26 protein-coding genes are annotated in these 25,294 nt (G+C 69.0%); 16 read left to right on the top strand and 10 right to left on the bottom strand.

Annotated features, from left to right (window positions below; translation table 11 throughout):
* Positions 1-173: 173 nt before the first annotated feature.
* Genes GA0116996_RS20250 through GA0116996_RS20240 form a run of 3 tightly spaced genes read left to right on the top strand, consistent with a single transcriptional unit; the run spans position 174 to position 2,140 of the window.
* Positions 174-1,049 (top strand): biotin--[acetyl-CoA-carboxylase] ligase, encoded by an 876-nt coding sequence (locus GA0116996_RS20250; RefSeq protein WP_092315548.1) that lies wholly within the window; start codon positions 174-176, stop codon positions 1,047-1,049.
* Complete coding sequence (locus GA0116996_RS20245) at positions 1,046-1,894, top strand: type III pantothenate kinase (RefSeq protein WP_092315197.1); 849 nt, start codon at positions 1,046-1,048, stop codon at positions 1,892-1,894. Before GA0116996_RS20250 ends, GA0116996_RS20245 begins: the two co-directional genes overlap by 4 nt.
* Positions 1,895-1,927: 33 nt before the next feature.
* The gene (locus tag GA0116996_RS20240; RefSeq protein WP_092315195.1) at positions 1,928-2,140 is read left to right on the top strand and encodes a hypothetical protein; all 213 of its coding nucleotides are present in this window, start codon (positions 1,928-1,930) and stop codon (positions 2,138-2,140) included.
* 15 nt (positions 2,141-2,155) lie between these two features.
* Here GA0116996_RS20240 and rfaE2 read toward each other — a convergent pair whose 3' ends face one another.
* From rfaE2 to GA0116996_RS20205, 7 genes are all read right to left on the bottom strand, one after another.
* Entirely contained in the window at positions 2,156-2,650 is a 495-nt protein-coding gene (rfaE2, locus tag GA0116996_RS20235; protein ID WP_092315193.1) for a D-glycero-beta-D-manno-heptose 1-phosphate adenylyltransferase, read from the bottom strand.
* A gap of 315 nt (positions 2,651-2,965) precedes the next feature.
* Entirely contained in the window at positions 2,966-3,829 is an 864-nt protein-coding gene (locus GA0116996_RS20230) for a ferritin family protein (RefSeq protein ID WP_018006661.1), read from the bottom strand.
* A 202-nt stretch (positions 3,830-4,031) separates the two neighbouring features.
* Positions 4,032-5,309 carry a patatin-like phospholipase family protein gene (locus GA0116996_RS20225; RefSeq protein ID WP_092315191.1) on the bottom strand — a complete coding sequence of 426 codons (1,278 nt, stop codon included), beginning with the start codon at positions 5,307-5,309 and terminating at the stop codon, positions 4,032-4,034.
* Between the two features lie 38 nt (positions 5,310-5,347).
* Positions 5,348-6,175, bottom strand: coding sequence for a PhaM family polyhydroxyalkanoate granule multifunctional regulatory protein (locus tag GA0116996_RS20220; RefSeq protein ID WP_092315189.1), 828 nt, complete (start codon positions 6,173-6,175; stop codon positions 5,348-5,350).
* A gap of 66 nt (positions 6,176-6,241) precedes the next feature.
* A complete protein-coding gene (locus tag GA0116996_RS20215) occupies positions 6,242-7,075 on the bottom strand; it encodes an enoyl-CoA hydratase/isomerase family protein (protein WP_092315187.1) in 834 nt (277 codons plus the stop codon).
* Positions 7,076-7,205: 130 nt separating this feature from the next.
* The gene (locus tag GA0116996_RS20210) at positions 7,206-8,186 is read right to left on the bottom strand and encodes a fumarylacetoacetate hydrolase family protein (RefSeq protein WP_092315185.1); all 981 of its coding nucleotides are present in this window, start codon (positions 8,184-8,186) and stop codon (positions 7,206-7,208) included.
* A 75-nt stretch (positions 8,187-8,261) separates the two neighbouring features.
* Entirely contained in the window at positions 8,262-9,260 is a 999-nt protein-coding gene (locus GA0116996_RS20205; protein WP_092315183.1) for a Bug family tripartite tricarboxylate transporter substrate binding protein, read from the bottom strand.
* A 178-nt stretch (positions 9,261-9,438) separates the two neighbouring features.
* Between GA0116996_RS20205 and GA0116996_RS20200 the strand changes: the two genes are divergently transcribed.
* The 4 genes from GA0116996_RS20200 (at position 9,439) to GA0116996_RS20185 (ending at position 12,715) form a co-directional block, all read left to right on the top strand.
* The gene (locus GA0116996_RS20200) at positions 9,439-10,272 is read left to right on the top strand and encodes an IclR family transcriptional regulator (RefSeq protein ID WP_092315181.1); all 834 of its coding nucleotides are present in this window, start codon (positions 9,439-9,441) and stop codon (positions 10,270-10,272) included.
* Positions 10,273-10,330: 58 nt separating this feature from the next.
* Complete coding sequence (locus GA0116996_RS20195) at positions 10,331-11,335, top strand: DUF3108 domain-containing protein (RefSeq protein ID WP_244159926.1); 1,005 nt, start codon at positions 10,331-10,333, stop codon at positions 11,333-11,335.
* A gap of 53 nt (positions 11,336-11,388) precedes the next feature.
* Entirely contained in the window at positions 11,389-12,231 is an 843-nt protein-coding gene (locus GA0116996_RS20190; protein ID WP_092315179.1) for an alpha/beta fold hydrolase, read from the top strand.
* A gap of 226 nt (positions 12,232-12,457) precedes the next feature.
* The gene (locus GA0116996_RS20185) at positions 12,458-12,715 is read left to right on the top strand and encodes a BTH_I0359 family protein (protein WP_012351433.1); all 258 of its coding nucleotides are present in this window, start codon (positions 12,458-12,460) and stop codon (positions 12,713-12,715) included.
* Positions 12,716-12,818: 103 nt separating this feature from the next.
* Here the strand turns inward: GA0116996_RS20185 and GA0116996_RS20180 are convergent, their stop codons facing one another.
* Positions 12,819-13,211: a rhodanese-like domain-containing protein gene (locus GA0116996_RS20180; protein WP_018006652.1), complete on the bottom strand. Its 393-nt coding sequence runs from the start codon at positions 13,209-13,211 to the stop codon at positions 12,819-12,821.
* Positions 13,212-13,409: 198 nt separating this feature from the next.
* On the opposite strand from GA0116996_RS20180, the gene GA0116996_RS20175 reads away from it, so the two are divergent.
* The 5 genes from GA0116996_RS20175 (at position 13,410) to GA0116996_RS20155 (ending at position 19,365) form a co-directional block, all read left to right on the top strand.
* Positions 13,410-14,471: a homocysteine S-methyltransferase family protein gene (locus tag GA0116996_RS20175; RefSeq protein ID WP_092315177.1), complete on the top strand. Its 1,062-nt coding sequence runs from the start codon at positions 13,410-13,412 to the stop codon at positions 14,469-14,471.
* Between the two features lie 18 nt (positions 14,472-14,489).
* The gene (metH, locus tag GA0116996_RS20170) at positions 14,490-17,237 is read left to right on the top strand and encodes a methionine synthase (protein WP_092315175.1); all 2,748 of its coding nucleotides are present in this window, start codon (positions 14,490-14,492) and stop codon (positions 17,235-17,237) included.
* Between the two features lie 262 nt (positions 17,238-17,499).
* Complete coding sequence (locus tag GA0116996_RS20165; RefSeq protein WP_092315173.1) at positions 17,500-17,961, top strand: hypothetical protein; 462 nt, start codon at positions 17,500-17,502, stop codon at positions 17,959-17,961.
* Positions 17,962-18,270: 309 nt separating this feature from the next.
* Positions 18,271-18,903 (top strand): response regulator, encoded by a 633-nt coding sequence (locus tag GA0116996_RS20160; RefSeq protein WP_018006648.1) that lies wholly within the window; start codon positions 18,271-18,273, stop codon positions 18,901-18,903.
* A gap of 54 nt (positions 18,904-18,957) precedes the next feature.
* Positions 18,958-19,365, top strand: coding sequence for a response regulator (locus tag GA0116996_RS20155; protein WP_092315171.1), 408 nt, complete (start codon positions 18,958-18,960; stop codon positions 19,363-19,365).
* A gap of 41 nt (positions 19,366-19,406) precedes the next feature.
* On the opposite strand, the gene GA0116996_RS20150 is transcribed toward GA0116996_RS20155, so the two are convergent.
* Entirely contained in the window at positions 19,407-20,810 is a 1,404-nt protein-coding gene (locus tag GA0116996_RS20150) for a sensor histidine kinase (RefSeq protein ID WP_092315169.1), read from the bottom strand.
* Between the two features lie 332 nt (positions 20,811-21,142).
* Here GA0116996_RS20150 and GA0116996_RS20145 point away from each other — a divergent pair, with 332 nt between their 5' ends.
* The gene (locus GA0116996_RS20145; RefSeq protein ID WP_010812883.1) at positions 21,143-21,310 is read left to right on the top strand and encodes a DUF1328 domain-containing protein; all 168 of its coding nucleotides are present in this window, start codon (positions 21,143-21,145) and stop codon (positions 21,308-21,310) included.
* 53 nt (positions 21,311-21,363) lie between these two features.
* Entirely contained in the window at positions 21,364-21,792 is a 429-nt protein-coding gene (locus GA0116996_RS20140) for a DUF883 family protein (RefSeq protein WP_092315167.1), read from the top strand.
* A 193-nt stretch (positions 21,793-21,985) separates the two neighbouring features.
* Here the strand turns inward: GA0116996_RS20140 and GA0116996_RS20135 are convergent, their stop codons facing one another.
* Entirely contained in the window at positions 21,986-22,309 is a 324-nt protein-coding gene (locus GA0116996_RS20135) for a DUF1840 domain-containing protein (RefSeq protein WP_092315165.1), read from the bottom strand.
* A 278-nt stretch (positions 22,310-22,587) separates the two neighbouring features.
* On the opposite strand from GA0116996_RS20135, the gene argS reads away from it, so the two are divergent.
* Positions 22,588-24,375: an arginine--tRNA ligase gene (argS, locus tag GA0116996_RS20130; protein WP_092315163.1), complete on the top strand. Its 1,788-nt coding sequence runs from the start codon at positions 22,588-22,590 to the stop codon at positions 24,373-24,375.
* Between the two features lie 100 nt (positions 24,376-24,475).
* On the top strand, positions 24,476-25,189 hold the full coding sequence (locus tag GA0116996_RS20125; RefSeq protein ID WP_092315161.1) for an SPOR domain-containing protein: 714 nt from the start codon (positions 24,476-24,478) through the stop codon (positions 25,187-25,189).
* Positions 25,190-25,294: the final 105 nt, after the last annotated feature.

Here is a 25,294-nt window from a genome sequence, read left to right as displayed (position 1 = left end):
TCGATTCTAAGCCACGCGCCCCGCTGGCGCGACCGCGCCGTGCCCGGGGGCATGCCCGGCGGCGCGGCGCGGCTACAATGCGGCATCTGCCGCAGGCCCGGGTTCCGACCCGGATCCTGCGTGTGCCGACCGCGATCCCGCCCCATCCAGCCCCATCCAGCCCCTTGCCGCGCATGTCCGCCGTTCCTCCGAATCCGCCCGATCCTTCCATCGCCACGTCCTGGCGCATCGATGCCGGCGCGCTGCGCGCCATGCTGTCGCCCGCGCTGCGCGACTGGACCGTGGAACTGGTCGAGGAAACCGGCTCGACCAATGCCGACCTGACCGCGCTGTGCCGCCAGGCGCCGTGGTCCGACGCCGGCACGCTGCGCCTGGCCTATCGCCAGACCGCCGGGCGCGGACGCCAGGGCCGGCCGTGGCAGGGGCAGGCCGGCATGACCTTCTCGGTGGCGCTGCCGCTGGCGCTGGCGCCGGCGCAGCTGAGCGGCCTGAGCCTGGCGGTGGGCCTGGCGCTGGCCGAGGCCCTGGGCGACGTGGCCCCGGCGCTGGGCGCGCGGGTCGGACTGAAATGGCCCAATGACCTGCAGATCGATGGCCGCAAGCTGGCCGGCATCCTGATCGAATCGGTGCCGGCGGGCCCCCGGCGCGTCTGGGCGGTGATCGGCATCGGCCTGAACCTGGTGCGCGACGCGCAAATGGAGGCCGCGCTCGGCCGCGAACTGGCGGGCGTGGCCGAGGCCATGCCGGACTTCGATGCCGGGCGCGATGCGCCGCGCCTGCTGGCCGCGGTGCTGGAGCGGCTGGCGGCGATGCGCGCGGACTTCCTCGCGCATGGCTTCGGGCCGATGGCGCGGCGCTGGTCCGCTGCCGATGCCTACCGCGACCAGCCGGTGCGGCTGCTGCATGACGGCGAGGTGATCGCCGAAGGCATGGCGCGCGGCGTCGACGAGGCCGGCCACCTGCTGCTGGAAACGCCCGCGGGCCTGGAGCGCATCGCCAGCGGCGAGCTGTCGCTGCGGCCCGCCGCGGGCAAGGAAGGGCACGCATGAACGCGCCGCGGCTGCTGGTCGATATCGGCAATACCCGGCTCAAGTGGGCGTGGTGCGACGCCGGTGCGGCGCCCGCCACCGCAGGCATCTCCAGGCTGCCGACGCCGTGGCGGCACGCCGGCGCGGTCGCGCACGCCGACGACGGCGCGCTGCCGGCCCTGGCCGCCGAACTGCGCGCGCTGCGCGCGAGCGGGCCGATGCCGTCGGTGTGGATCAGCAACGTGGCCGGGCCGGTGATTGCCGCCGCCGTCGATGCCGCGCTGGCCGACGCCTTTGGCGGCTGCGCGCCGGTGCAATGGGTACGCAGCGCGGCCGCGCATGGCGACCTTGCCAACGGCTATCGCGAACCGACCCAGCTTGGCGTCGACCGCTGGGTCGGCGCGGTCGGCGCGCACCGCTGGCTGCCGCGCGACACGCTGCTGGTGGTCACCGCCGGCACCGCCACCACGCTCGATATCGTCACCGTGACGGAGGCTGGCGGCGCGCGCTTCGAAGGCGGGCTGATCCTGCCAGGGCTGGCGCTGATGTTGGGCACGCTGGCGCGCAATACGGCGCAGCTGCCGGCGCTGGATGTCGGCGAGGCCGGCAGCGTGGCGGGCACGCAGCGGCGCTGGGCCGACAACACCCACGACGCCATTGCCGCCGGCTGCCTGGCCGCGCAGGCCGGCGCCATCGAGCGCACCTGGCGTGCGCTGGGCGAGCGCGGCGATGCTGCGCGCCCGCCGCGCTGCCTGCTGTCCGGCGGTGCCCGCGGCGCGCTGGCGGGCGCGCTCGCGGTGCCGTTCGAGATGCACGATAATCTGGTGCTGCTCGGCCTGCATGCGATGGCCGTGGCCGACGCGTAACGACGCTACGTCCCCACCTCGGTCCGATTCCCCATGATCACCCGCTCCCTGCGCATCGCCTTGCTGTCGCTGCTGTTCGCCAACGCCGTGCTGCTGGCGGCGGTGCTGGGCGCGTTCGGCGCGCAGCCGCTGTCGGGCTGGTTCGAATCGCCGCGCGAGCCGCACCGGCTGGAGCAGCAGGTGCGGGGCGAGCGGATGCGGCTGCAACCGCCGCTGGCCACGCCGGCGTCGGCACCGGGCGCGTAGCGCAGGCGCGGCGCCTCAGCCGCCCTCGCGCACCTTCGTCAGCAGCTTGGTGGTCGAGCGGTCGTGCAGGAAGGGGATGGCATAGGCCTGGCCGCCCCAGCTGCGCACCAGCCGGGTTTCTTCGAGCGTATCGATATCGTAGTCGCCGCCCTTGACGTAGATGTCGGGGCGCACCAGGCGGATCAGCTCCACCGGCGTCTGTTCGCGGAACATCGCCACCAGGTCGACCGAGGCGAGCGCGGCCAGCAGCGCCATGCGGTCCGATTCATGGTTGAGCGGGCGGTCGTCGCCCTTGCCCAGCATCTTCACCGAGGCATCGCTGTTGACCCCGACCACCAGGCTGGCGCCCAGCGCGCGCGCCTGCGCCAGATAGGTGGCATGGCCGCGATGGAGGATGTCGAAGACGCCGTTGGTAAACACCAGCGGGCGCGGCAGCGCGGCGATGCGCGCGGCCAGCGCGGCGGTGTCGTCGGCGGGAGTCAGCTTGGATTCGAAGGCGGGTACGGACATGGATCAGGGCATGGGATGGGTGGAGGCCGGTCCCCCGTGGCGGAGCCGGCGCGCTTGCACGAATGGTACCCGTTCTTGCGCGCCGCCCGCGGGCCGGCCATGGCTTGCGCCATCGCATCCCGCGGCACGGCAGCGATGTAGTAACCGGCTACTACCTGCGCAGCCGCTGGCGCGCTTATCATCCGCGGCACCGTATTTCCGGGAACAGGAAAACGGCGTTGCACCCCGCCCGCGCGGGCCGCATTTGTCGGGAATGCGTGAAGGTAAAAAAAATGCCCCGCTTCGGCGGGGCATTTTTTTTCCGGTCCCGGACGCTCAGGCCTGCGCCGGGCGGGCCGCGCCGGCGCCTTGCAGGCTGGCGTTCAGCTCCTTGCGGTAGCGGTTCAGGTCCTGCACGGTTTCAAAGGTACGTTCGAACAGCAGCGACATGTTGTGCAGGATCCGTTCGATGACCTTCTTCTCCCAGCCTTCGTCGAAGCGGATCTGCTCGTCCAGCCATTTCTCGAGCCAGTCGGGGTCCGGCAGGCGCGACTGCACCGTGTCGTTGGGGAACAGCGCCTTGTTGACGTGCAGGTTGGTCGGGTGCAGCGGCTTCTCGGTGCGACGCGCGGATGCCATCAGCACGCCGATCTTGGCGAAGGCCGCGCGCGCGCTGTCGCCGAACTGCGCCAGGTACTTCTTCATGTAGCGCAGGTAGGCGCCGCCGTGGCGGGCTTCGTCCTGCGACAGGGTGCGGTAGATATGCTTGATCACCGGTTCGGTGTGCCATTCGGCGGCACGGCGGTACCAGTGGTTCAGGCGGATCTCGCCGCAGAAATGCAGCATCAGCGTTTCCAGCGGCGGGGCCGGGTCGAACTCGAAGCGCACAGCATGCAGTTCTTCCTCGGTCGGCACCAGGTCCGGGCGGAAGCGGCGCAGGTACTCCATCAGCACCAGCGAATGCTTCTGTTCCTCGAAGAACCAGATGCTCATGAACGCCGAAAAGTCAGAGTCGTGGCGGTTGTCGCGCAGGAACATCTCGGTCGCGGGCAGGGCGGACCATTCCGTGATCGCATTCATGCGAATGGTCTTGGCCTGGTCGTCCGTCAGCATGCTGGCGTCGAAGGTATCCCAGGGGATGTCCTTGTCCATGTGCCAGCGGACGGCTTCCAACGATTTGAACAGTTCGGGGTAGAGCATGGTAAGCCTTTGAAATTACGGGCAGATTCTACCAGATGCGAATTATTCTCTTCTCTCCTTTTTCGGCCGGAGCGGGGCAAATATGCAACGCTCGGCGGGCGTTTGCCGGCGCCTTCTGCATTTTCCGGGCGATCAGCGCCGCGGCGGCGCGCCAAAGTGACAGCGCGGGCGCCTTCTGAGACCGTCATGTGACGGCGGCAACTCAGGGAGAGACGGCCTGCTCGGCCGCCTGGTCGCCGGTGCCGGGCGCGGCCGGCGCCGTACCGGGGACGATGCCGTAGAGGAAGGCCGCCAGCTCGTCGGCCTGGGCTTCGGCGTCGCGCTCGCCCAGCGCGATCAGCGCCTGCGTAAAGGCCGGCTCGAACAGCAGGTAGCTGGCGAACGCGGCGCCGCGCGCCTCGGTGCCGCCCAGTGGCGCCAGCAGCGCGCGCACGGTGCGCGGCAACTGCTTCTGGTGCTCGGCGGCGATGGCCTCGATCGGCTCGCTGGGCGCCACCGTCATCACCTGCACCGGGCGCCAGCCTTCGCGGTCGCCGGCTACCTCGGGCATGCGCGCGAGCAGCCGGTTGATATGCAGCAGCCGCTCCAGGTCGGCGTTCAAGCCGTCCAGGAAGATGCTGGCCAGCGCCTGGCCGCCCACCTGTGCCAGCGACGGATAGCCGCCGCCCGGCATGGTATCGAACCAGCCCGAGCGCTGGCGCGAGGCCGCGCCGATCGCCAGGATGCGCGACGCGCCCAGGTGGATCGCCGGCGACAGCGGCGACATCTGGCGCATGGTGCCGTCGCCGAACCACTCGTGGTGCCCGTCGAGTTCCAGCGGCATGGCGGGGAACAGGAACGGGATCGACGATGATGCCAGCAGGTGGTCCACCGTGATCTGCGCCGGCACCGCGATGCGCTGGCTGCGGTGCCAGGGATGGATGCGGTGGAGCGACTGGTAGAAGGTCACGTGGCGCCCGGTGCTGTACGACAGCGCGGTCACCGCGAACGCCTGCAGCGCGCCACTGTCGAGGCTGGCCTGCACCCGCGCGGGCTCGAACAGCTCGCCCAGCATGCTGCCCAGCGGCGTGTTGTCGAACAGCGCGCGCGGCGCGCGCCGCTGGGTGGCCCAGCCCAGCGCCAGCGTCGACAGCCAGCGCGCCCCCGACACGCCCACGCGCAGCACATCGGTGCGGTAGACCTCGTCGGCATGGATGCTGTGCCAGAGTGCGCCCAGGCTCTGCGTGGCGGCTTCCAGGTCGCCGGCGTGGATGGCCAGCCCCGCGCCGTTGATGGCCCCGGCCGAAGTGCCGGCAATGATGCCGAACGGCAGCGCCGCCTGCGCCTTGCCATGACGCGCGGCGATGCGCGCCACGCCGTTGAGCACGCCGGCCTGGTAGGCGGCGCGCGCGCCGCCGCCCATCAGGATCAGGGCGGTAGCGGCGGGGTTGGGGCCGGACGGAGGCGCCGCCGGGGGCAGCGGCAGGGAATCGCGGTGCATGGGCGGTTGGGGGAAGGGGGCGTCAGGCTGCGGCGGGATCAGTTGGTGACGCCGCCGCCGGCGCCGTTGTTGCCGCCATTGCCGCCGTTGCCACCCTCGCCCGCGTCCCGGGCCGGCCTTGCCCTGGCCGGCTTCTTGGCAGCCGCTTTCTTCGCCGGCGCTTTCTTCGCCGGCGCCTTCTTCGCGGCAGGGCTGGCGGTACCCGCCGAAGGCGTCTTGCCGGCCGCCGCGGTCTTCGGTTTCTCTGCGCCGGACTGGGCGGTGCCGGCTGGCGTGGCGGCGCCGGCGGCGCCAAAACCGCCCATGCCGCCCATGCCGAACGGCACCATGCTGGCCGCTGCGGCGCCGCTGGCAATCTGGTTGAACTGCTGTTGCAGCATGTCCCACCACAGCGCGGCGTTGGGCGCCGGGCCGGCATCGGTGTCGCCGGCGGCGGCCTGCGCCTCCTCGGCGGCCGGCGGTTCGGCCGGTGCGCCGCTGCGGTTGTCCGTGCCGGTATTGGCTCCGGTATCCGCGCCGGTGCGTTGCGGCGCCTCGGCGCTGGGCGCGTTGGCCGCGCGCGCGACGTTTTCCATCGCCGATTGCATCGCCTCGGGCGACAGCGCGTTGCCGAAGGTCTGCAGCGCCACCAGCGTGGCGCGCTGCACTTCCAGTCCCTGGATGGTGGTGCGCAGCAGGTTGGTATTGAGTTGCAGCCAGCTTTCCACCGCCTTCAGGTCGGCGATGCGCTTGTCGAGGTCTTCCAGGTCCATCGGCGGCGTCATCGCCTGCAGGCCCGGCATCAGTCCGGCAGGCATGCCGGCGCCGCCCCATAGCCGGCGCATGAAGTCGAAGCCGTTGGTGAAATCGGGAATCTGTCCGAACATGGTTGGGCGCTCCGTGTGCGGCGCAGCCCCGGTGCCCGGACCTCCGGGAGCGCGGCTGCGTCGTCGTTACCTGAACCGAGGCGGCCGCTTTTCGCGCAGGCTCGCCATGCCTTCGTGCACGTCGGGGCCGGCAAAACCCATGAATTCGAGCGCCAGCGAGGTATCGAAAGCGGGGCCGGCCATGCGCAGCCAGTTGTTGAGGGCGTACTTGGTCCAGCGGATCGCACTCTGCGACCCCGCCGCCAGCCGGTTGGCCACCTCGAACGCGCGCGCCACCAGTTCGTCCTCATCCACCGCCAGCGAGACCAGGCCGATCCGCTCGGCCTCTTCGCCGCTGACCGACTCGCACAGCATCAGATAGTACTTGGCCTTGGCCATTCCGCACAGCAGCGGCCACACGATCGCGGCATGGTCGCCGGCGGCCACGCCCAGCCGGGTATGGCCGTCGACGATGCGCGCGGTCTTCGCCGCGATCGAGATATCGGCCAGCAGGCCCGCCACCAGGCCGGCGCCGACGGCCGGTCCGTGCATCGCCGACACCACCGGCTTGTCGCAGTTGATGACGTTGTAGACCAGGTCGCGCGCCTCGTGCCAGACGCGGGTGCGGGTGTCGAAGTCGTTGGCCATGTCCTCGACCAGCGCGAGGTCGCCGCCGGCGGAGAAGCCCTTGCCCTCGCCGCGGATCAGCGCGACGCGCACCTCGGGGTCGGCGGAGACGTCGCGCCAGATTTCGGCCAGCTCGCGGTGCATGTTGGCGTCCGCGGTGGCCAGCTTCTGGTTGGCCGACTGGGCCGCGCCCATGACGATTTCCAGGATCGGGCCGTGGCGGCGCAGGGTCAGCGCGCGGTAGCGCGCGTAACGCGGCGACAGGGTGGAGGTGTCAGCGGAGGGCGTGGTCATGGGGGCCTTTGAAGTGGGCGCCCGGCGCGGGCGCCGGACGCAAGGTGACGGCATTCAAATTTACCAACCGAGCGGTCGGTTAATTATATGCAAATCCGGCGCGCGGCTGCGCTCCCCCGCCCGCCGTGCCTCAGGCCGCCGCCACCAGCTGGTCGATCGCGCCGAACACCGAATGGCCCTGCGCGTCGAACATCTCGATCTTGACCGCGTCGCCGAACTTCATGAACTCGGTCGCCGGCTTGCCTTCGTCGATGGTCTCGAGCATGCGTTTCTCGGCGATGCAGCAGTAGCCCTTCTTGCGGTCGACGTTGGAGATCGTGCCCGAGCCGACGATGCTGCCGGCGCGCACGTTGCGGGTCTTGCAGATATGCGCGATCAGCTGGCCAAAGTCGAACACCATGTCGGTGCCGCAGTCGGGCTGGCCCACCTTCTTGCTGTTCCAGTGCACGGTCATCGGCAGGTGTACCTTGCGCTCGCGCCACGCGTCGCCCAGTTCGTCCGGGGTCACAGCCACCGGCGAGAACGCCGTCGCCGGCTTGCTCTGGAAGAAGCCGAAGCCCTTGCCCAGTTCGGCCGGGATCAGGTTGCGCAGCGAGACATCGTTGGCCAGCATCACCAGCCGGATGGCATCGCCGGCCTGCTCCGGGGTGGCGCCCATCTTCACGTCGCCGGTGATCACCGCCACCTCGGCCTCGAAGTCGATGCCGAAGGCCTCGCTGGCGCAGACGATATCGTCATGCGGGCCCAGGAAATCGTCGGAGCCGCCCTGGTACATCAGCGGGTCGGTCCAGAATTCGGGCGGCATCTCGGCGCCGCGCGCCTTGCGCACCAGCTCGACATGGTTGACGTAGGCCGAGCCGTCGGCCCACTGGTAGGCGCGTGGCAGCGGCGCCATGCAGTCCTTTGGCGCGAACGCAAACGGATGCCGGGCGCGGCCGCCGTTGAGCGCGTCGTACAGGTCCTGCAGCTGCGGCGCGTAGAACTGCCAGTCGTCGAGCACGGTCTGCAGCTTGCCGGCGATGTCGGTGGCGAAGTGCGCGGTCTTCAGGTCGCGCGACACGACCACCAGCTGGCCGTCGCGCGAACCGTCCTTCAGGGTTGCGAGTTTCATGGGATACGGTAGGGATCGGGGGCGCCTGCCGGGGCAGGCGCAATGGGCGCTAGTCTAACGCGGCGCGCGCGCCGCTCAGTCGACCGTGATGCCCTTGGCCTTGATCAGCTTGCCCCAGCGCTCGGCCTCGGCGCGCGCGTAGCTGGCGAATTCCTCGGGCGTGCTCGACACCGCTTCGACGCCCACGCCTTCCAGCTTCTTCTGCACCTCGGGCGTCTTCAGCGCCTTGACCAGCTCGGCATTCAGCCGCGCGACCACGGCCTTGGGCGTACCGGCCGGCGCCACCATGCCTTGCCAGGCGTAGGCCTCGAAGCCGGCCACGCCGCCTTCGGCGACGGTGGGTACACCGGGCAGCACGGTGAGGCGCTTGGGGGTGGCCACACCCAGCGCGCGCAGCTTGCCGGCCTGTACGTTCTGCTGGCCCGAGGCCAGGTCCAGGAACATCAGGTCGACCTGCCCTGCCAGCAGGTCCTGCACCGCCGGTGCGGCGCCCTTGTAGGGCACGTGCGTCATTTTGACCCGGGTCTGGTCCATGAACAGCTCCATCGCCAGATGGTGCGGGCTGCCCGCGCCCGGCGAGGCAAAGTTGACCTTGCCCGGATGCTTCTGCGCGTAGTCGATCGCTTCCTTGAGCGTGCGCGCGGGGAAATTCGGGTTGGCCACCAGCACCAGCGGAAAGCGCGCCAGCTGGCCGACATAGACGAAATCCTTGTCGGCGTTGTACGGCAGCTTCTTGTACAGCGACGGATTGGCGGCCAGCGTGGCGGTATCGGCGGTCAGGACGGTGTAGCCGTCGGGCTTGGCATGCGCCACGGCGTCGGCGCCGACGATGGTGGCGGCGCCCGGCCGGTTGTCGATCACCACCTGCTTGCCCAGCGCCGGCGTGATCGCCTGGGCCACGGTGCGCGCCACCACATCGGTGCCGCCGCCGGCGGGGTAGGGCACCACCCAGCGGATCGGCTGCGACGGCCAGTTGTCGGCGCGCGCAGGGGCGCTGGCGGTGCACAGCAGGGCGAGCAGGGGCGCGGCGGTCAGGGCGGCAAGAACGGGGCGGAAGTAGCCAGGGGGGCGCATCGGTGGTCTCCATGGTAAAACGGGGCCCGGTGTGGCGGGCCGCACGTGCGCCCGCCGGCCAGGTCTGTAGCGAAGAAAGTCTACCGAGCGCTTAAAAATTGGTAAATCGATTTCGCTATAGTAAATTTACCTAGGATTTTTCCCTCCCCCAGCCAGCAAGCACACCCCTGCCACCCGCATGTCAGAGATCGAAGAAGAAGACGCCAAGCTGCGTTCCGGCATCCAGTCCATCGAGGTGGGCTTCAGGCTGCTGCAGGCGCTGGCGGCATCGCCGCGCGCGATGATGCTGCGCGACCTGGCCGCCGCCGCCGACATGAACCCGGCCAAGGCCCACCGCTACCTGGTCAGCTTCATGCGGCTGGGCGCGGTGGCGCAGGACCCCGTGAGCGGGCGCTATGACCTGGGGCCGTTCGCGCTGCAGCTGGGGCTGGCCGGGCTGAACCGCCTCGACCCGGTCAAGAAGGCGCGCCCGATCCTGTCGCAGCTGCGCGACGAGCTCGACCTGACCGCCGGCATCGCCGTGTGGGGCAACCACGGTCCCACGGTGGTGCACTGGGAGGAGTCCAGCCATCCGGTCACCGTCAGCCTGCGCCTGGGCGACGTGATGCCGATGCTCAACTCCGCCACTGGCCGGCTCTACGGCGCCTACCTGCCGCGCAGGCAGACGCTGCCGCTGATCGAGCGCGAGCTGGGCGCGCGCGGCCACGACGGCGTGCCGGACATGCCGCACACGCTGGCCGACTACGACGCGATCTGCGCAGAGGTACGCGCACACGGCGCCGCGCGCACGCTCGGCGGGGTGCTGCCGGGCATCAATGCGTTCTCAATGCCGGTGTTCGACGCCAACGGCCATCTCGCCATGGGACTGATCGTGCTGGGCGCGCAAAGCATATTCGATGCAGAATGGGGCGGTACGATGGATCGCCGCGTGCGCGCCATCGCCCAACAGCTCTCATCGGAACTCGGCTACCTTGGTGCCGCCCCCCCGGCCGGGCAAACCGGCCAAGCCTGATCCCCCCGCCCGCCCCGGCGCGGATCCCCGCGTCTGGCGCCGGCGCCGCTGGATCGTTGTGATTGCGCTGGTGCTGCTGGTCCACCTGCTGGCGGTGGTGGGCCTGGTGCGCATGCCCGGTCCGCTGATCCCGGTCGATGTCAGCAACACCCCCACCCTGGAAGCCGTGCTGTTGCCGCCGCCGGCGCCGCCGGCGCCACCCAAGCCGCGGCCGATCGCGCGCGCACCGCGCCCGCAGCCCAAGCCCGCGGCGCCGCAACCTGAACCGGAAGTGCCCGCTCCCGCCCCCGAGCCGGCGCCGCCGCTTGCCACCAGCCCGCAGGGCGCTACCGAGATGGCTGCCGGCAGCGGCGGCGAAGGCAGCGCGGCCGCGCCCGCGGCCGCGCCGGCCCCCTCCGGCGGGCCGCAGGGCGGCGTCAACGGCGTGCGCTACAGCGCGCCCCCTTCGGCGACCATGCATTACGCCAGCTTCGTCAACGGCGTGCAGAACCCGGACGGACTGATCCGCTGGGAGCAGGACGGCAGCCGCTACCGGCTCGCGGTCGAGACCCGCGTGCTGTGGTTCCGCTTTGCCTTCCAGAGCAGCGGCGCGCTGGCCGAGCAGGGGCTGTTGCCAGAACGCTACGAAGAGCGCCGTCGCAACAAGGTCGAGGCCTCGCGCATCGACACCGCGGCCGGCACGGTGGCCTTTGCCTCGGGCGCGCAGGCGCCGTTCCCGCCCGGCGCCCAGGACCGCTTCAGCGTCTTCCTGCAACTGGTGGGGCTGGTGCGCGGCAATCCCCAGCGCTACGTCACGCCCGGAGTGACGGAATCGTTCCAGGTGGCCGACACCCGGGATGTGGAACCGATGCAAGTGCAGTATGTTGGAGAGGTCGAGGTCGACACCGGCCAGGGCGTGGTGCGCGCCAAGCACTTTGTGCGGCTGCCGCGCCGCGCCAACGACCGGCGCCGCGTCGAGGTCTGGCTGGCGCAGTCGCTCGGCTGGATGCCGGTGCGGTTGCGCCAGACCGAGCCCGACGGCACCCAGATCGACCTGGTGTACCGCGGCAGGGAAGGACCGTAGCGCCGCGGGTTCGCGCAGATCCACGCAGGCTTTGACCGAAAGGAGTCCCAGCCATGACCGTTGCAACGCCGCCCACCGAAACCCGCCGCATCCATGCCGACGGCGCCGACCTGCACGTGCGCCTGGATGGCGCCGACGGGCCCTGGGTGATCCTGGCCCATGCCCTGGCGGCCGACCATACCCTGTGGGACCTCACCGCCAGGCACCTGGCCGGCCGCTACCGCGTGGTGCGCCCGGACCTGCGCGGCCATGGCGCCAGCGATGCCCCGCTCGGCCCCTACACCATGACGCGTCTGGCCGACGACGTGGTCGCGGTGATGGATGCGCTGCAGATCCCGCAGGCGCACTTCTGCGGCATCTCGGTCGGCGGGATGATCGGGCAGAGCATGGGGCTGCGCCATCCCGAGCGGCTGCTCTCGCTGACGCTGGTGGCGACCAACAGCCAGACGCCGATGGAGGCCCACCCGATGTGGCACAACCGCATCGGCCAGGCCGAGGCCCACGGAATGGCTGGACTCGCCGATGCCACTCTCGGGCGCTGGCTGACGCCGGCGTTTCATGCGTCACATCCCGACGAAGTGTTGCGTATCCGCGACACGTTGGTGGCGACTCCGGTACGTGGATACGTGGGTGTGGCCGAGGCCATCATGGCTTTCGACCTGGCGGGCGCGCTTTCCCGCATTCATTGTCCTACGCTGGTAGTAGCGGGCGAGCAGGACCAGGGCGCCACCGTGGCAATGGCACAGAGCATTGCCGCGGCGATCGCCGGGTCGCGGCTCGAGGTGGTGCCGCAAGCGGCGCACCTGGTGCACGTGGAGCAGCCGGAACGCTTCCACGCCGCGCTGGACGCCTTCCTGGGGAGTGCCGCATGTGGGGGCCAGTGCGACGTTCCGTGACAAGCAACACACTGATGTTCCAGGCTCAAGAAACTTGTTGCATTGGCCGATGCCCAATTCATGTAAGGCAGAAAATCGTGGCAACGTGGTGACAGGCACCCAATAACTTGATTTCCCGCCGGTCACCCCAAGTTTGGAGGTAAAGCCGCGGCGCCCCCTCATGGCAACAACTGAGGCAAGAACCACAAGGGCGAGCCGCCCATCCATGACGCCCAGGAGGTGTGCCATGCAAATGATCTACAACAGCGACAACTACTGCATCGTCGAGTTCGGTGCGGATGTCGAGCAAGCCCCGCTTGAGTTCGGCGGCTACGAAATCGTCGACAAGAACCTGAAGCGCGAGATTTTCCTCGGCGGCCAGCTTGCCGAGAGCTTCCGTGCGGATGTGAAGCGGCTGATCGAAAGCGAGCCGTCGGTGGAGGAGGTCGATGACTTCCTCGGCAAGTTCGACAACGTGATGACGCACCCGCTGGTAATGCACTGAGCGGCCACGCCGGGCGGGCGCCCCGAGCCGCCGCGCGCCCGGTTTCGCAACGAGGATCAAGCCCGCTTCGGCGGGCTTTTGCGTTCTTGCCGAGTGCGATGGCTCAGTACTGCTCCCACGGCAACCCGTCGTGGCGCCAGCCGTTGAGCGTGTTGCGGTGGCGTTCCGCGTCGAGGTCGCCCTCGAAGCCGTGCAGCACAAAGCGGACGTTGGAGAAACCTGCGCCCTCGAGCGCACGTGCCGCGGCGGACGAGCGGTTGCCGCTGCGGCAGATCAGCAGCACCGGCCGCGCCGACGCCTGCCCGGCGAGCTTCTTCACCATCTGCACGAAATGCGGGTTGACCTCCCAGTCGGGGCCGTCGTTCCAGGGCACGTTGTGCGCGCCCTTGGGATGGCCGACGAACAGGTATTCCATCTCGCTGCGGCAGTCGATGAAGAGCGTCTCGGGCGATTGCGCCAGCAAGGCGTGGGCGTCGGTCGGGGACAGGTGTTGCATGGTCGGAAGAGGCGCGGCGCGGGCCGCCTGACGGTGATGTTTACGTCTCTCAGTGTAGGCGCCGGAGCGTCCGGCAGGCAACCGACGGCGCCCGCAAGGCCTTGATACACCTGATAAAATCGCACCTCTTTGGCCGCCATCGGCCACCGCGGCCTACCGTCGAAGCTCCGCCGGCCCCGCCTTTCCAGAGTCCCCGCCATGAGTGCCCCTGAATCCCGCGCGGCCGCACCGCGCCCCTACACCCGGGCTGCCGAGTTGCCCCGGCTGCTGCAAGAACGCATCCTGATCCTGGATGGCGCCATGGGCACCATGATCCAGCGCTACAAGCTGAGCGAGGCCGACTATCGCGGCACGCGCTTCGCCGAGCACAAGGTGGACGTGAAGGGCAATAACGAACTGCTGCTGCTGACGCGCCCGCAGGTCATCAGCGAGATCCACGAGCAATACCTGGCCGCGGGCGCCGACCTGATCGAGACCAATACCTTCGGCGCCACCCGCGTGGCGCAGGAAGACTACAAGATGGCCGGGCTGGCGTACGAGATGAACGTCGAGGCCGCGCGCCTGGCGCGTGCCGCCTGCGACAAGTACAGCACGCCCGACAAGCCGCGCTTCGTCGCCGGCGCCTTCGGCCCCACGCCCAAGACCGCCAGCATCTCGCCCGACGTGAACGACCCCGGCGCGCGCAACGTCACCTTCGAAGAGCTGCGCGAGTCGTACTACGAACAGGGCAAGGCCTTGCTCGAAGGCGGCGCCGACGTGTTCCTGGTCGAGACCATCTTCGACACGCTCAACGCCAAGGCCGCGCTGTTCGCCATCGACCAGCTGTTCGAGGACACCGGCGAGCGCGTGCCGGTGATGATCTCGGGCACCGTGACCGATGCCTCGGGCCGGATCCTGTCGGGCCAGACCGTCGAGGCATTCTGGAACAGCCTGCGCCATGCGCGCCCGGTTACCTTCGGCCTGAACTGCGCGCTGGGCGCCACGCTGATGCGTCCGTATATCGCCGAGCTGGCCAAGATCTGCGACGCCGCGGTGTCGTGCTATCCGAACGCGGGTTTGCCGAACCCGATGAGCGACACGGGCTTCGATGAAACCCCCGAGGTCACGTCGGCGCTGGTGGAAGAGTTCGCCGCCTCCGGGCTGGTGAACCTGGTGGGCGGCTGCTGCGGCACCACGCCCGAGCATATCGCCGCCATCGCCCAGCGCGTGGCCGACAAGAAACCCCGCAGCTGGCCCGGCCAGTACCGCGACGCCGCCTGAGCCCGAGAGCCTGACAACATGAGCGAGAACAAACTGCCCCCGCGCCCGATGCGCCTGTCCGGCCTCGAGCCCTTCACCATCGACGACGACACGCTGTTCGTCAACGTCGGCGAGCGCACCAACGTGACCGGCTCCAAGGCCTTCGCGCGGATGATCCTGAACGGCCAGTTCGACGAGGCGCTGGCGGTGGCGCGCCAGCAGGTCGAGAACGGCGCGCAGATCATCGACATCAACATGGACGAGGCCATGCTGGACTCGAAGGCCGCGATGGTCCGGTTCCTGAACCTGATCGCGTCCGAGCCCGACATCGCGCGGGTGCCGATCATGCTGGATTCGTCCAAGTGGGAGGTGATCGAGGCCGGCCTGCAATGCGTGCAGGGCAAGCCGGTGGTCAACTCGATCTCGCTGAAGGAGGGCGAGGAGCAGTTTCGCCACCATGCCGAGCTGATCCGCCGCTACGGCGCCGCCAGCGTGGTGATGGCCTTCGACGAGAAGGGCCAGGCCGATACCTTCGCGCGCAAGACCGAGATCTGCCAGCGCAGCTACGACATCCTGGTCAATGAAGTCGGCTTCCCGCCGGAAGACATCATCTTCGACCCGAACATCTTCGCGGTCGCGACCGGCATCGAGGAACACAACAACTATGCCGTGGACTTCATCGAGGCCACGCGCTGGATCAAGCAGAACCTGCCGTACGCCAAGGTCAGCGGCGGCGTCTCCAACGTGTCGTTCTCGTTCCGCGGCAACGACGTGGTGCGCGAGGCCATCCACACCGTGTTCCTGTACCACGCGATCGGCGCCGGCATGGACATGGGCATCGTCAACGCCGGCCAGCTCGGCGTGTATGACCAGCTCGATCCCGAACTGCGCGAGCGCGTCGAAGACGTGGTGCTGAACCGCCGCGAGGATTCCACCGACCGCCTGCTGGAAATCGCCGATCGCTACAAGGGCGGCGGCGCGAAGAAGGAAGAAAACCTGGCCTGGCGCGGTACGCCCGAGCAGCCGGTGCCGGTGGGCGAGCGCCTGGCGCACGCGCTGGTGCACGGCATCACCACCTTCATCGTCGAGGACACCGAAGAAGTGCGCCAGCAGGTGGCGGCGCGCGGCGGCCGCCCGATCGAGGTGATCGAAGGCCCGCTGATGGATGGCATGAACATCGTCGGCGACCTGTTCGGCGCCGGCAAGATGTTCCTGCCGCAGGTGGTCAAGAGCGCGCGCGTGATGAAGCAGGCGGTGGCGCACCTGCTGCCCTTCATCGAGGAAGAGAAGCGCCTGCTGGCCGAGGCCGGTGGCGACGTCAAGGCGCGCGGCAAGATCGTGATCGCCACCGTGAAGGGCGACGTGCACGACATCGGCAAGAACATCGTCTCGGTTGTGCTCCAGTGCAATAACTTCGAAGTGGTCAACATGGGCGTGATGGTCCCGTGCAACGAGATCCTGGCCAAGGCCAAGGTCGAGGGCGCGGACATCGTCGGTCTGTCGGGGCTGATCACGCCGTCGCTGGAAGAGATGGCCTACGTCGCGTCCGAGATGCAGCGCGACGACTACTTCCGCGTGAAGAAGATCCCGCTGCTGATCGGCGGCGCCACCACTTCGCGCGTGCATACCGCGGTCAAGATCGCGCCCAACTACGAGGGCCCGGTGGTGTACGTGCCCGACGCCTCGCGCTCGGTCAGCGTGGCGTCGAGCCTGCTGTCCGACGAAGGCGCGGCCAGGTACCTGGACGAGCTGAAGAGCGACTACGAGCGCATCCGCACCCAGCACGCCAACAAGAAGGCCACGCCGATGGTGACGCTGGCGCAGGCGCGCGCCAACAAGACGCCGATCGACTGGAGCACTTACGTGCCGCCGAAGCCGAAGTTCATCGGCCGCCGCGTGTTCCGCAACTACGACCTGGCCGAACTGGCCAACTACATCGACTGGGGCCCGTTCTTCCAGACCTGGGACCTGGCCGGCAAATTCCCCGACATCCTCAACGACGAGATCGTCGGCGAGTCGGCGCGCAAGGTGTTCTCGGATGGCAAGGCGATGCTGTCGCGGCTGATCCAGGGCCGCTGGCTCGCCGCCAACGGCGTGATCGCGCTGCTGCCGGCCAACACCGTCAACGACGACGATATCGAGATCTACACCGACGAGACCCGCAGCAAGGTCGCGCTGACCTGGCACAACCTGCGCCAGCAGAGCGAGCGCCCGGTGGTCGACGGCGTGCGCCGGCCCAATCGCTGTCTTGCGGACTTTGTCGCACCGAAGGACAGCGGCATCGCCGACTATGTCGGCATCTTCGCCGTGACCGCGGGCCTGGGCGTCGACAAGAAGGAGGCCCAGTTCGAGGCCGATCACGACGACTACAGCGCGATCATGCTCAAGGCGCTGGCCGACCGCCTGGCCGAGGGCTTCGCCGAATGCCTGCACGAGCGCGTGCGCAAGGACCTGTGGGGCTATGACGCCGCCGAGACCCTGAGCAACGACGAGCTGATCGCCGAGAAATACCGCGGCATCCGTCCGGCGCCCGGCTATCCGGCCTGCCCGGAGCACACCGTCAAGGGGCCGATGTTCGAATTCCTCGACGCGGCCGAGATCGGCATGGGCATTACCGAATCGCTGGCGATGACGCCGGCGGCCTCGGTCAGCGGCTTCTACCTGGCGCATCCCGCGTCGACCTACTTCACCATCGGCAAGATCGGCCAGGACCAGCTCGACGACATGGCGGCACGCCGCCACGAAGACCGCGCCGCGCTGGCGCGCGCGCTGGCACCCAACCTGTAACCGGGTGCGACGCCCGGGCGGCAGCGGCGGCGGCGGTGCGCCGCCGCCAGCCCGTTGATGCGGCAGGAAAAGCGCAGCGGACGGCCGGCACAGCGCCGCTGACGTGGCGTGCGGGCCGCCTCACAACTCCTTACAGTGCCTTTCAACTGCTCACAGACCGGCGCAGTCCGGCTCCCTAGACTGAGGGCTCGATACACGCAATCACCAGCGTGATCACCGCGGCGAATGTTTCGCCGTGGGGCATCCTGAAAGGAGTCTGTCCATGAAGAAACTGCTGCTCTCCCTGTCCGCACTGTCGATCGCCGCGGCTTCCTCGCTGGCCATGGCCCAGGGCACCGGCGGCGCCGTCGGCGCCAAGGCCGATGTCGGTGCCTCGGTGACCACGCCCGCGCCCGCTGCGGCGGCGCAGGGTGGCCTGAACGCCGTCGGCGGCGCCGCAACGGGTGCCGCGGGCGCGGCCGAGAAGGGCCTGTCGACCGCCGGCGCGGCCACCGACAAGGGCCTCTCGGCGGCGGGCACGGCGGCTGACAAGGGCCTGTCGACCGCGGGCGCCGCCGTCGACAAGGGCGTGGGCACCGCCGCCGACGCCACCGGCTCGGCCAAGGCAGAGGCCGGCAGCAAGGCCAAGCATGGCAAGCACGCCGCCAAGTCGACCAAGAAGTCGAAGGCCGACGCGAACGTGGGCGTGAGCGCCGGCGCGGAAGCTGGCGCGAAAGCGCAGTAAGCACCCGGGTAGTCGCTTGCAGTACTAGCCACAGCCTCTACCGGTGCAGGCCGCGCCGGGCCCCCTCCAGGGATGTTCACGGGCCTGACGCGCCGCAGCAAAGCGGGACGGATCTGATCCGTCCCGCTTTGCTTTTGCGGCAGCCACAACGTGCCCGCGGCCGGCCTTGCCGCCACGCCGCATTGTCAGCCTGACACCGACAGCCCGCGCCCGCGCGCGGCACTACAATGACAACATCGCAAGCGGTTCCGCCTGCACCCGACGTGCACCGGGCCAAAGTGCCGGTCCGATAAACCCGTGGAGCCCCACATGATCCGCGTCCTGATCGCCGACGACCACGAGATTGTGCGTGCCGGGCTGCGTCAGTTCATTTCCGAAGAACCCGATATCCAGGTAACCGGCGAGGCCGGCAGTGGCGACGAAGTCATGGCGCAGCTGCGCGATGCCGAGTTCGACGTGCTGGTGCTGGACATCTCGATGCCGGACCGCAACGGCATCGACGTGCTCAAGCTGATCCGCCAGCGCAAGCCCGACCTGCCGGTGCTGATCCTGTCGACGTACCCGGAAGACCAGTACGCGATCAACCTGATCCGTGCCGGCGCATCCGGCTACCTGACCAAGGAAAGCGCACCCGACGACCTGGTCAAGGCGATCCGCACGGTGGCGCAGGGCCGCCGCTACGTCAGCGCCACGGTGGCCGACCTGCTGATCGGGGGGCTCGACAAGCCGACCGAGCAGCCGGTGCACCAGATGCTGTCCGAGCGCGAGTTCCAGATCTTCTGCAAGCTGTCGCGCGGGCAGTCGGTGTCGGTGATCGCCGACGAGCTGTTCCTCAGCGTCAAGACCGTCAGTACCTACCGTTCGCGCATCCTGGAGAAAATGGGCATGAAGACCAACGCCGACCTGACCTACTACGCGATCAAGAACGGCCTGGTGGAATAGCAGTTCAATCGCGGCCCCGCGCGGGTCGCCCCGGAAGGGACCGCAATACACAATATGTCGGAGCAGGATTCGAACACTTCCTACCGGGCGCTGAACGTGCTGCTGATTGAAGATTCGGCGGTCCTGCGCGGCATGCTGCTTGAATACCTGAAGGATTTCCCGTTTGTCGAGAACGTCGACTGGGCGGATACCGAAGCCATGGCCCTGCGCCTGCTTGCCGCCGGCACGTACGACGTAGCCATCGTCGACCTGCAGCTGCGCCAGGGTAACGGCATCAATGTGCTGCGTGCCATGCAGCGCGCCAACAACGGCACGGTGCGCATCGTCTACACCAACCATGCCCAGCTCGAGATGTACCGGCGCCAGTGCGCCGAGGCGGGTGCCGACTACTTTTTCGACAAGTCCCTGGAGCTGGAGCAGGTGTTCCGCGTGATCGAGGAGCACGCCGCGCCGCAGCCCTGAAGCGCTCACGGCATTCAGGGCGTATAAGGCATCCTGGGCGCTCAGGCGCGCGCCGGCTCCGCGCTCTCCGGCTCTTCGGCCGGCGCCAGCACCGAGGCGGTCAGCGGTACCTCGATCCGGATCCGTACCCCGGCATCCGGTGACGAATCGATCTGCATGCTGCCGCCCAGCGCGGTGACGCGCTGCTCCATCCCCAACAGTCCGTGGTGGCCGGCCGTGCTGCCGGCATCGAAGTCGGGCGGCAACCCCTTGCCGTCGTCGCGCACGGTCAGCGTCAGCAGTTCGCCCTGGCACGCCAGCGATACCTCGACATGCCTGGCCTCGGAGTACTTGCTGGCATTGGTCAGCGATTCCTGCACGATCCGGTACAGCGCGATCGCGGCTTCGTCGCGCAGCGCCGGCAGGTCTTCGGGCACGCTGACCTGGGTTTGCCAGTTGTTGCGCGCGCCCACCTCCTCGACCAGCTGGCACACCGCGGCGCGCAGGCCAAGGTTGAGCAGCACGGTGGGGCGCAGGTCCTCGATCAGGCGGCGCTTGATCTGGATGCCCTGGTCCACGTGCAGCATCACGCGCGTCAGGCGCTCGGCCGCCACCGGCTGGTCCGCCTGTACCTTGCGGCGCACCCAGTGCAGGTCCAGCTTGATCGCGGTCAGGATCGCGCCCAGTTCGTCATGCAGTTCGCGCGCGAGCCGGGTCTTCTCGTCTTCGGTCACGCGCTGCAGGTGGCCCGCCAGCGCCGACAGCTGGCGCGTGCGCGCGCGCACCTTGCGGTCCAGCCGCACGCTTTCCTCTTCCAGCTGGGTGCGTACCGCCTCGGCCATTGCCAGCCGCTTGGCGTGCCCGATGCCGACCGCCATCAGCAGGATGATGTTGATCGCCGTGAGCAGGCCGATGCCGTAGCGCGACAGCTGCACGTCGTTCTCGGCGCCCTCGAGCCGGTGCGAGACCGCGCCGGCCTCGCGCGCCTGCAGCTGGTCGAGCCCGCGGCGCGCGTTGTCCATGGTCTGCTTGCCGTAGTCGGTGCGGATCAGGTCCAGCGCCACTTCCAGGTCGCGCTTGCCGTACACCAGCGTCAGCGCCATCTCGTTGAGCTTGCTGTTGACCAGCTTGGAGGTATCGCCGAACTGCTTCAGGCCCTCCGGGTCATTGGCGTAGCCTGCGCGGATCTGCGCCATCAGCTCGGCGATGCGCGGCAGGGCCTTGTAGTACGGCTCCAGGTAGCTTTCCTTGCCGGTCAGCAGGAAGCCGCGCTGGCCGGCCTCGGCATTGACCAGCTCGCCGTTGAGCGCGGCCAGCTCGGTCTGCAGGCGCTGCGAGCGGATCACGTCGGTATAGCTTTCGCGCAGGCGGATATTGCCGGTTTCCGACGCCACCAGCACCGCCAGGGTCAGCAGGATGCCGCCCGCGAGCAGCAGCGTGTGAGGGAGAAATGACTGCTTGAACATGGGGCAATTCCTATCGAGAAGGCGCGCTCGCCCGCCGCGGCGCCAAGGGAGGGCCCATGGAATCACATCGACCGCCATGGGTCAACCCGGCGCCGGCTTCCGGGTCGCGCTTCGCGCCAGCACCTCAGCCCGGTTGCGCGCGCTGCGCAGTGCCTGCGTGGCGCCCGGCAGGCGTTGTAGGACTTGGCTGACAGCGGAATCGGCTGCCTGTCGGTATTGGCACGAAGCGTGGCTTTCTACGATGAGGCTATGAGCTTGCACCCGTTGGCGCAAGCCTCACATGGGCCCAGCCAGGGCGCCTGGCCTGGTCCGAAATCTTCGGGAGCCTAGCCATGCTGCAATATGCACTCGTATTTTTTGTCATCGCCCTGATCGCCGCGATTTTCGGCTTCGGCGGAATTGCTGCCGGCGCCGTGGAAATCGCCAAGATCCTGTTCTTCATCTTCCTGGTCGTGGCGCTGGTCGCCGCGGTGATGGGACTCGTTCGCAGGGGACGATGAAGCCGGCGCAAGCCGGTATCACGCCCTCGTCGACCCGAACCTGAGGAGACCGTATGCTGACGCAGAACCCTAAAGTCCGGAAGGAACTGAACCACCTGTCCGACAGTGCCGACAGTGCGATCCGCCATATCAAGCATGCCGCGCGCGATACGCGCGAGGCTGCGGCGCCGGTGTCCAGCGAAGTCAAGTCGCTGATCTCGCAACTCGAGCACACCATCCAGGTGCTGGCTCGCGAGGGCTCTGCCGAGAGCCTGCAGGCAGGCCACCGCCTGCGCGAACGCGCCAGCGACATGGCGCATCGCCTGCGCGCCCAGACCGCCGACGGCATGATGCGCGCGCGCGAACGCATGGATGGCGCGGTGGTGCAGGCCCAGCACCGCGTGGCCGAATCCCCGCTGAAGGCGGTGGCGATCGCCGCCGCTGTCGGCGCGGTGATCGGGCTGCTGCTGGCCAATGGCCGGCACCATGCCGATGAGGAATAGCCGCGCGGATTCAGCAGAAATGACCTGACGCGGAGGCCCGCCTGGCGCGCCAGCCGGGCTCCGCCGGAATTCCCCCCTTTCCGGAACCCTCGTCCGGAAGCCCGGCCGCCAACGGTGGTGCCGGGTGTTTTTTTATCCGCGGGCGGTGGACCGGCGCGCAGCGGCGCTCAGCGTCTTGCGGCCCGCAGACGGTTCAGACCCCCCAGAGAACATTGGCCCCTTCGCGCTGCGAGGCGCGCAGCATGTCGAGGAAGGGATAGGCGCGCTGTCCCAGGTGCAGCGGCTCTTCCTCTTCTTCGTCGGCCTCGGGCCGGGCCTCGACCGCGGTGTCGGCAGGATGCGCGCGGCGCGCATCGGCCACGGCTGCTTCGAGCCTGTGGATCGCGTGCGGCAGTTCTTCGACAGTGATCACCCCCCGTTCCCCGAGATGCTTGCCGATGATGCCCAGGAGCGTCACGGCCAGATCCTTCATCATGATCAGGTCCTGCGCGGCGTGGGATTTGAAGGTGATCAGCATGATGGTTTTTCCTTTCACGGGGAACGGTGGGGCGGCGTCCCCGGGGCGGGATGCCGCGCCGGTTCGGGCACGGTGTGGGGCGGCCGCCGGGGCGGATTGTGGTCCGTGGCCGTCCTTGCGCATGATGTCAGCATAGCACCTGATAAAATTGCGCGTTCCCGATTCCCATGCCTGGCACGCGGCGCGGCGTTGATTCGCCGTCACTTGCTGCGTTCGTGGCACCGGCGCGGCCCGCGGGGTCTGCGCCTGAATACCAGCCCACAGGGCTTCCGACATCCATGCTGCCTGTTCAGACCTCCAATCTTGCCGCCGCGTTCACCGATGCCGTGCGTGCGCTCGCCCCGGCCGATGCCACCTTGCCCGCGGTCACCTTCGAGCGGCCCAAGGTGGCCGCCCATGGCGACCTCGCCTGCAATGTCGCGATGCAGGTCGCGCGCGCGCTCAAGAGCAATCCGCGCGAGCTGGCGCAGCGCATCGTCGCCGCGGTGCAGGCCGATGCGCGCGCGCAGGAGCTGGTCGCGACCATGGAGATCGCCGGCCCCGGCTTCATCAACCTGCGCCTGACGCCGGCGGCCAAGGCCGACGTGCTGCGCGCGGTGCTGGGCCAGGGCGACCACTACGGCGCGCGCGAGCGCGGCGTGCATGGCCAGGTGCTGGTGGAGTTCGTCTCGGCCAACCCGACCGGCCCGCTGCACGTCGGCCACGGCCGCCAGGCGGCGCTGGGCGATGCGCTCGCGAACCTGCTGTCGTGGCAGGGCTGGCACGTGCACCGCGAGTTCTACTACAACGACGCCGGCGTGCAGATCCAGACCCTGGCGCTGTCGGTGCAGGCGCGCGCGCGCGGCCTGAAGCCGGGCGATGCCAGCTGGCCCGAGGCCGCCTACAACGGCGACTACATCGCCGACATCGCCGCCGACTTCCTCGCCGGCAAGACCGTCAGCGCCTCCGACGGCGAACCGGTGACCGCGTCGGGCAACGTCGAGGACATCGACTCGATCCGCAAGTTCGCCGTGACCTACCTGCGCAACGAGCAGGACATCGACCTGCAGGCCTTCGGCGTCAAGTTCGACCGCTACTACCTGGAGTCGTCGCTGTACAGCGACGGCCGCGTCGACGCCGCGGTGCAGTCGCTGATCGGTAAAGGCAAGACCTACGAGAGCGAGGGCGCGCTGTGGCTGCGCACCACCGACGACGGCGACGACAAGGACCGCGTGATGAAGAAGAGCGACGGCACCTATACCTACTTCGTGCCGGACGTGGCCTACCACACCACCAAGTGGGAGCGCGGCTTCACCAAGGTCATCAACGTGCAGGGCAGCGACCACCACGGCACCATTGCGCGCGTGCGCGCCGGCCTGCAGGGCCTGGACATGGGCATCCCGCAGGGCTATCCCGACTACGTGCTGCACAAGATGGTCACCGTGATGAAGAACGGCGAGGAGGTCAAGATCTCCAAGCGCGCCGGCTCCTACGTCACCGTGCGCGACCTGATCGAATGGTCCAACGGTGGCGACGAGACCATTCGCGGCTGCCTGGACGGCGGCGTGGCGGACTGGCCCGCGCACTTCACGCGCGGCCGCGACGCGGTGCGCTTCTTCCTGCTGTCGCGCAAGGCCGATACCGAGTTCGTGTTCGATGTCGACCTGGCGCTCAAGCAGAACGACGAGAACCCGGTGTACTACGTCCAGTACGCCCATGCCCGCATCTGCTCGATCTTCGAGTCGTGGGGCGGCGCGGACTGGGAAGCCCGCCTGGCCGAGCTGGCCGGCGCCGACCTGGCCGCCGTGACCGGCGCCGAGGCCAGTGCCCAGGCGCTGGCGCTGGGACAGCGCCTGGCCGAGTTCCCGGACATGCTGGCGGCCGCCGCGTCAGAACTGGCGCCGCACGCGGTGGCGTTCTACCTGCGCGACCTGGCCGGCGACTTCCACGCCTTCTACAACGCCGACCGCGTGCTGGTCGACGACGAAGCCGTCAAGCGCGCCCGCCTGGCGCTGCTAGCGGCCACGCGCCAGGTGCTGCGCAACGGCCTGGCGGTGATCGGGGTGTCCGCCCCGCGCCGCATGTAAGCAAGCAGCCGGCGCCCGGCACTCGCCGGCCCCGGGGGCGATCCAGTGCGGCCGGCGGCGGCACTGGCTCTATAATCCCGGCATCACCGAAGAGGACTTCATGCAACAGCAACGCAAGCGCGAGTCGCGCAATGTCCGTCGCAGCCAGCAGCGCGGCGGTACGTTCCTGGGCCTGGTGCTCGGGCTGATCGTCGGGCTGGCCATCGCCGTGGTGGTCGCCCTGTACATCACCAAGTCGCCGACGCCGTTCCAGCAGAAACACGCCCCCCGGCCGAGCGAGCCCGGCAACGTCACCAGCCAGCTGCCGGCCCCGGCCCAGCGCGCCGACGAAGGCCCGAGCGACCCGAACAAGCCGCTGTGGAGCAAGACCCCGGCCAAGCCGGTGGGCCAGGCGCCGGAGCCGGAGCCCAAGCAGAACGGCCAGCCGCCGGTGGCGACCCGCCCGACGGAGAAGCCGCTGGACAAGCCGCTGGACAAGCCCGTCGAGAAGCCGGCTGACAAGCCGCTCGCGACCAAGCCCGCCGAGAAGCCGGTGTCGGACCCGATCGCCGAGATCGCCCAGGCCGACGCGCACAAGGTGGGCTACCTGCTGCAGGTGGGCGCGTTCCGCTCGTCGGACGACGCCGACCGCCAGAAGGCCAACCTGGCGATGCAGGGCTTCGAGGCCCGCATCACCGAGCGTGACGTCAACGGCGTCAAGATGTACCGGGTGCGCCTGGGGCCGTTCAACCGCATCGAAGACATGAACAAGGCACGCGACCGGCTGCAGTCGTCCGGTTTCGAGGCCTCGGTGATCCGCTTTACCAAGCAGTAGGCGGCACCGCTTAATACCCGGTAACCGCCGCAACACCGCAGCAACAGGTTCCTGCCAGAAGCGGCGGGCGCGCCGATGAACCGGGTGCCGCCGCCGCTGTCATAC

The sequence above is a fragment of the Cupriavidus alkaliphilus genome (assembly GCF_900094595.1).
GTDB classification, from domain to species: Bacteria; Pseudomonadota; Gammaproteobacteria; order Burkholderiales; family Burkholderiaceae; genus Cupriavidus; species Cupriavidus alkaliphilus.
This window is presented reverse-complemented; position numbering and strand designations above follow the sequence as displayed.

Excerpts from the sequence above, each read along its gene's own strand:
- GA0116996_RS20250 (WP_092315548.1), top strand. The coding sequence starts at position 174 with ATGTCCGCCGTTCCTCCGAATCCGCCCGATCCTTCCATCGCCACGTCC.
- GA0116996_RS20245 (WP_092315197.1), top strand. The coding sequence starts at position 1,046 with ATGAACGCGCCGCGGCTGCTGGTCGATATCGGCAATACCCGGCTCAAG.
- GA0116996_RS20240 (WP_092315195.1), top strand. The coding sequence starts at position 1,928 with ATGATCACCCGCTCCCTGCGCATCGCCTTGCTGTCGCTGCTGTTCGCC.
- rfaE2 (WP_092315193.1), bottom strand. The coding sequence starts at position 2,650 with ATGTCCGTACCCGCCTTCGAATCCAAGCTGACTCCCGCCGACGACACC.
- GA0116996_RS20230 (WP_018006661.1), bottom strand. The coding sequence starts at position 3,829 with ATGCTCTACCCCGAACTGTTCAAATCGTTGGAAGCCGTCCGCTGGCAC.
- GA0116996_RS20225 (WP_092315191.1), bottom strand. The coding sequence starts at position 5,309 with ATGCACCGCGATTCCCTGCCGCTGCCCCCGGCGGCGCCTCCGTCCGGC.
- GA0116996_RS20220 (WP_092315189.1), bottom strand. The coding sequence starts at position 6,175 with ATGTTCGGACAGATTCCCGATTTCACCAACGGCTTCGACTTCATGCGC.
- GA0116996_RS20215 (WP_092315187.1), bottom strand. The coding sequence starts at position 7,075 with ATGACCACGCCCTCCGCTGACACCTCCACCCTGTCGCCGCGTTACGCG.
- GA0116996_RS20210 (WP_092315185.1), bottom strand. The coding sequence starts at position 8,186 with ATGAAACTCGCAACCCTGAAGGACGGTTCGCGCGACGGCCAGCTGGTG.
- GA0116996_RS20205 (WP_092315183.1), bottom strand. The coding sequence starts at position 9,260 with ATGCGCCCCCCTGGCTACTTCCGCCCCGTTCTTGCCGCCCTGACCGCC.
- GA0116996_RS20200 (WP_092315181.1), top strand. The coding sequence starts at position 9,439 with ATGTCAGAGATCGAAGAAGAAGACGCCAAGCTGCGTTCCGGCATCCAG.
- GA0116996_RS20190 (WP_092315179.1), top strand. The coding sequence starts at position 11,389 with ATGACCGTTGCAACGCCGCCCACCGAAACCCGCCGCATCCATGCCGAC.
- GA0116996_RS20185 (WP_012351433.1), top strand. The coding sequence starts at position 12,458 with ATGCAAATGATCTACAACAGCGACAACTACTGCATCGTCGAGTTCGGT.
- GA0116996_RS20180 (WP_018006652.1), bottom strand. The coding sequence starts at position 13,211 with ATGCAACACCTGTCCCCGACCGACGCCCACGCCTTGCTGGCGCAATCG.
- GA0116996_RS20175 (WP_092315177.1), top strand. The coding sequence starts at position 13,410 with ATGAGTGCCCCTGAATCCCGCGCGGCCGCACCGCGCCCCTACACCCGG.
- metH (WP_092315175.1), top strand. The coding sequence starts at position 14,490 with ATGAGCGAGAACAAACTGCCCCCGCGCCCGATGCGCCTGTCCGGCCTC.
- GA0116996_RS20165 (WP_092315173.1), top strand. The coding sequence starts at position 17,500 with ATGAAGAAACTGCTGCTCTCCCTGTCCGCACTGTCGATCGCCGCGGCT.
- GA0116996_RS20160 (WP_018006648.1), top strand. The coding sequence starts at position 18,271 with ATGATCCGCGTCCTGATCGCCGACGACCACGAGATTGTGCGTGCCGGG.
- GA0116996_RS20155 (WP_092315171.1), top strand. The coding sequence starts at position 18,958 with ATGTCGGAGCAGGATTCGAACACTTCCTACCGGGCGCTGAACGTGCTG.
- GA0116996_RS20150 (WP_092315169.1), bottom strand. The coding sequence starts at position 20,810 with ATGTTCAAGCAGTCATTTCTCCCTCACACGCTGCTGCTCGCGGGCGGC.
- GA0116996_RS20145 (WP_010812883.1), top strand. The coding sequence starts at position 21,143 with ATGCTGCAATATGCACTCGTATTTTTTGTCATCGCCCTGATCGCCGCG.
- GA0116996_RS20140 (WP_092315167.1), top strand. The coding sequence starts at position 21,364 with ATGCTGACGCAGAACCCTAAAGTCCGGAAGGAACTGAACCACCTGTCC.
- GA0116996_RS20135 (WP_092315165.1), bottom strand. The coding sequence starts at position 22,309 with ATGCTGATCACCTTCAAATCCCACGCCGCGCAGGACCTGATCATGATG.
- argS (WP_092315163.1), top strand. The coding sequence starts at position 22,588 with ATGCTGCCTGTTCAGACCTCCAATCTTGCCGCCGCGTTCACCGATGCC.
- GA0116996_RS20125 (WP_092315161.1), top strand. The coding sequence starts at position 24,476 with ATGCAACAGCAACGCAAGCGCGAGTCGCGCAATGTCCGTCGCAGCCAG.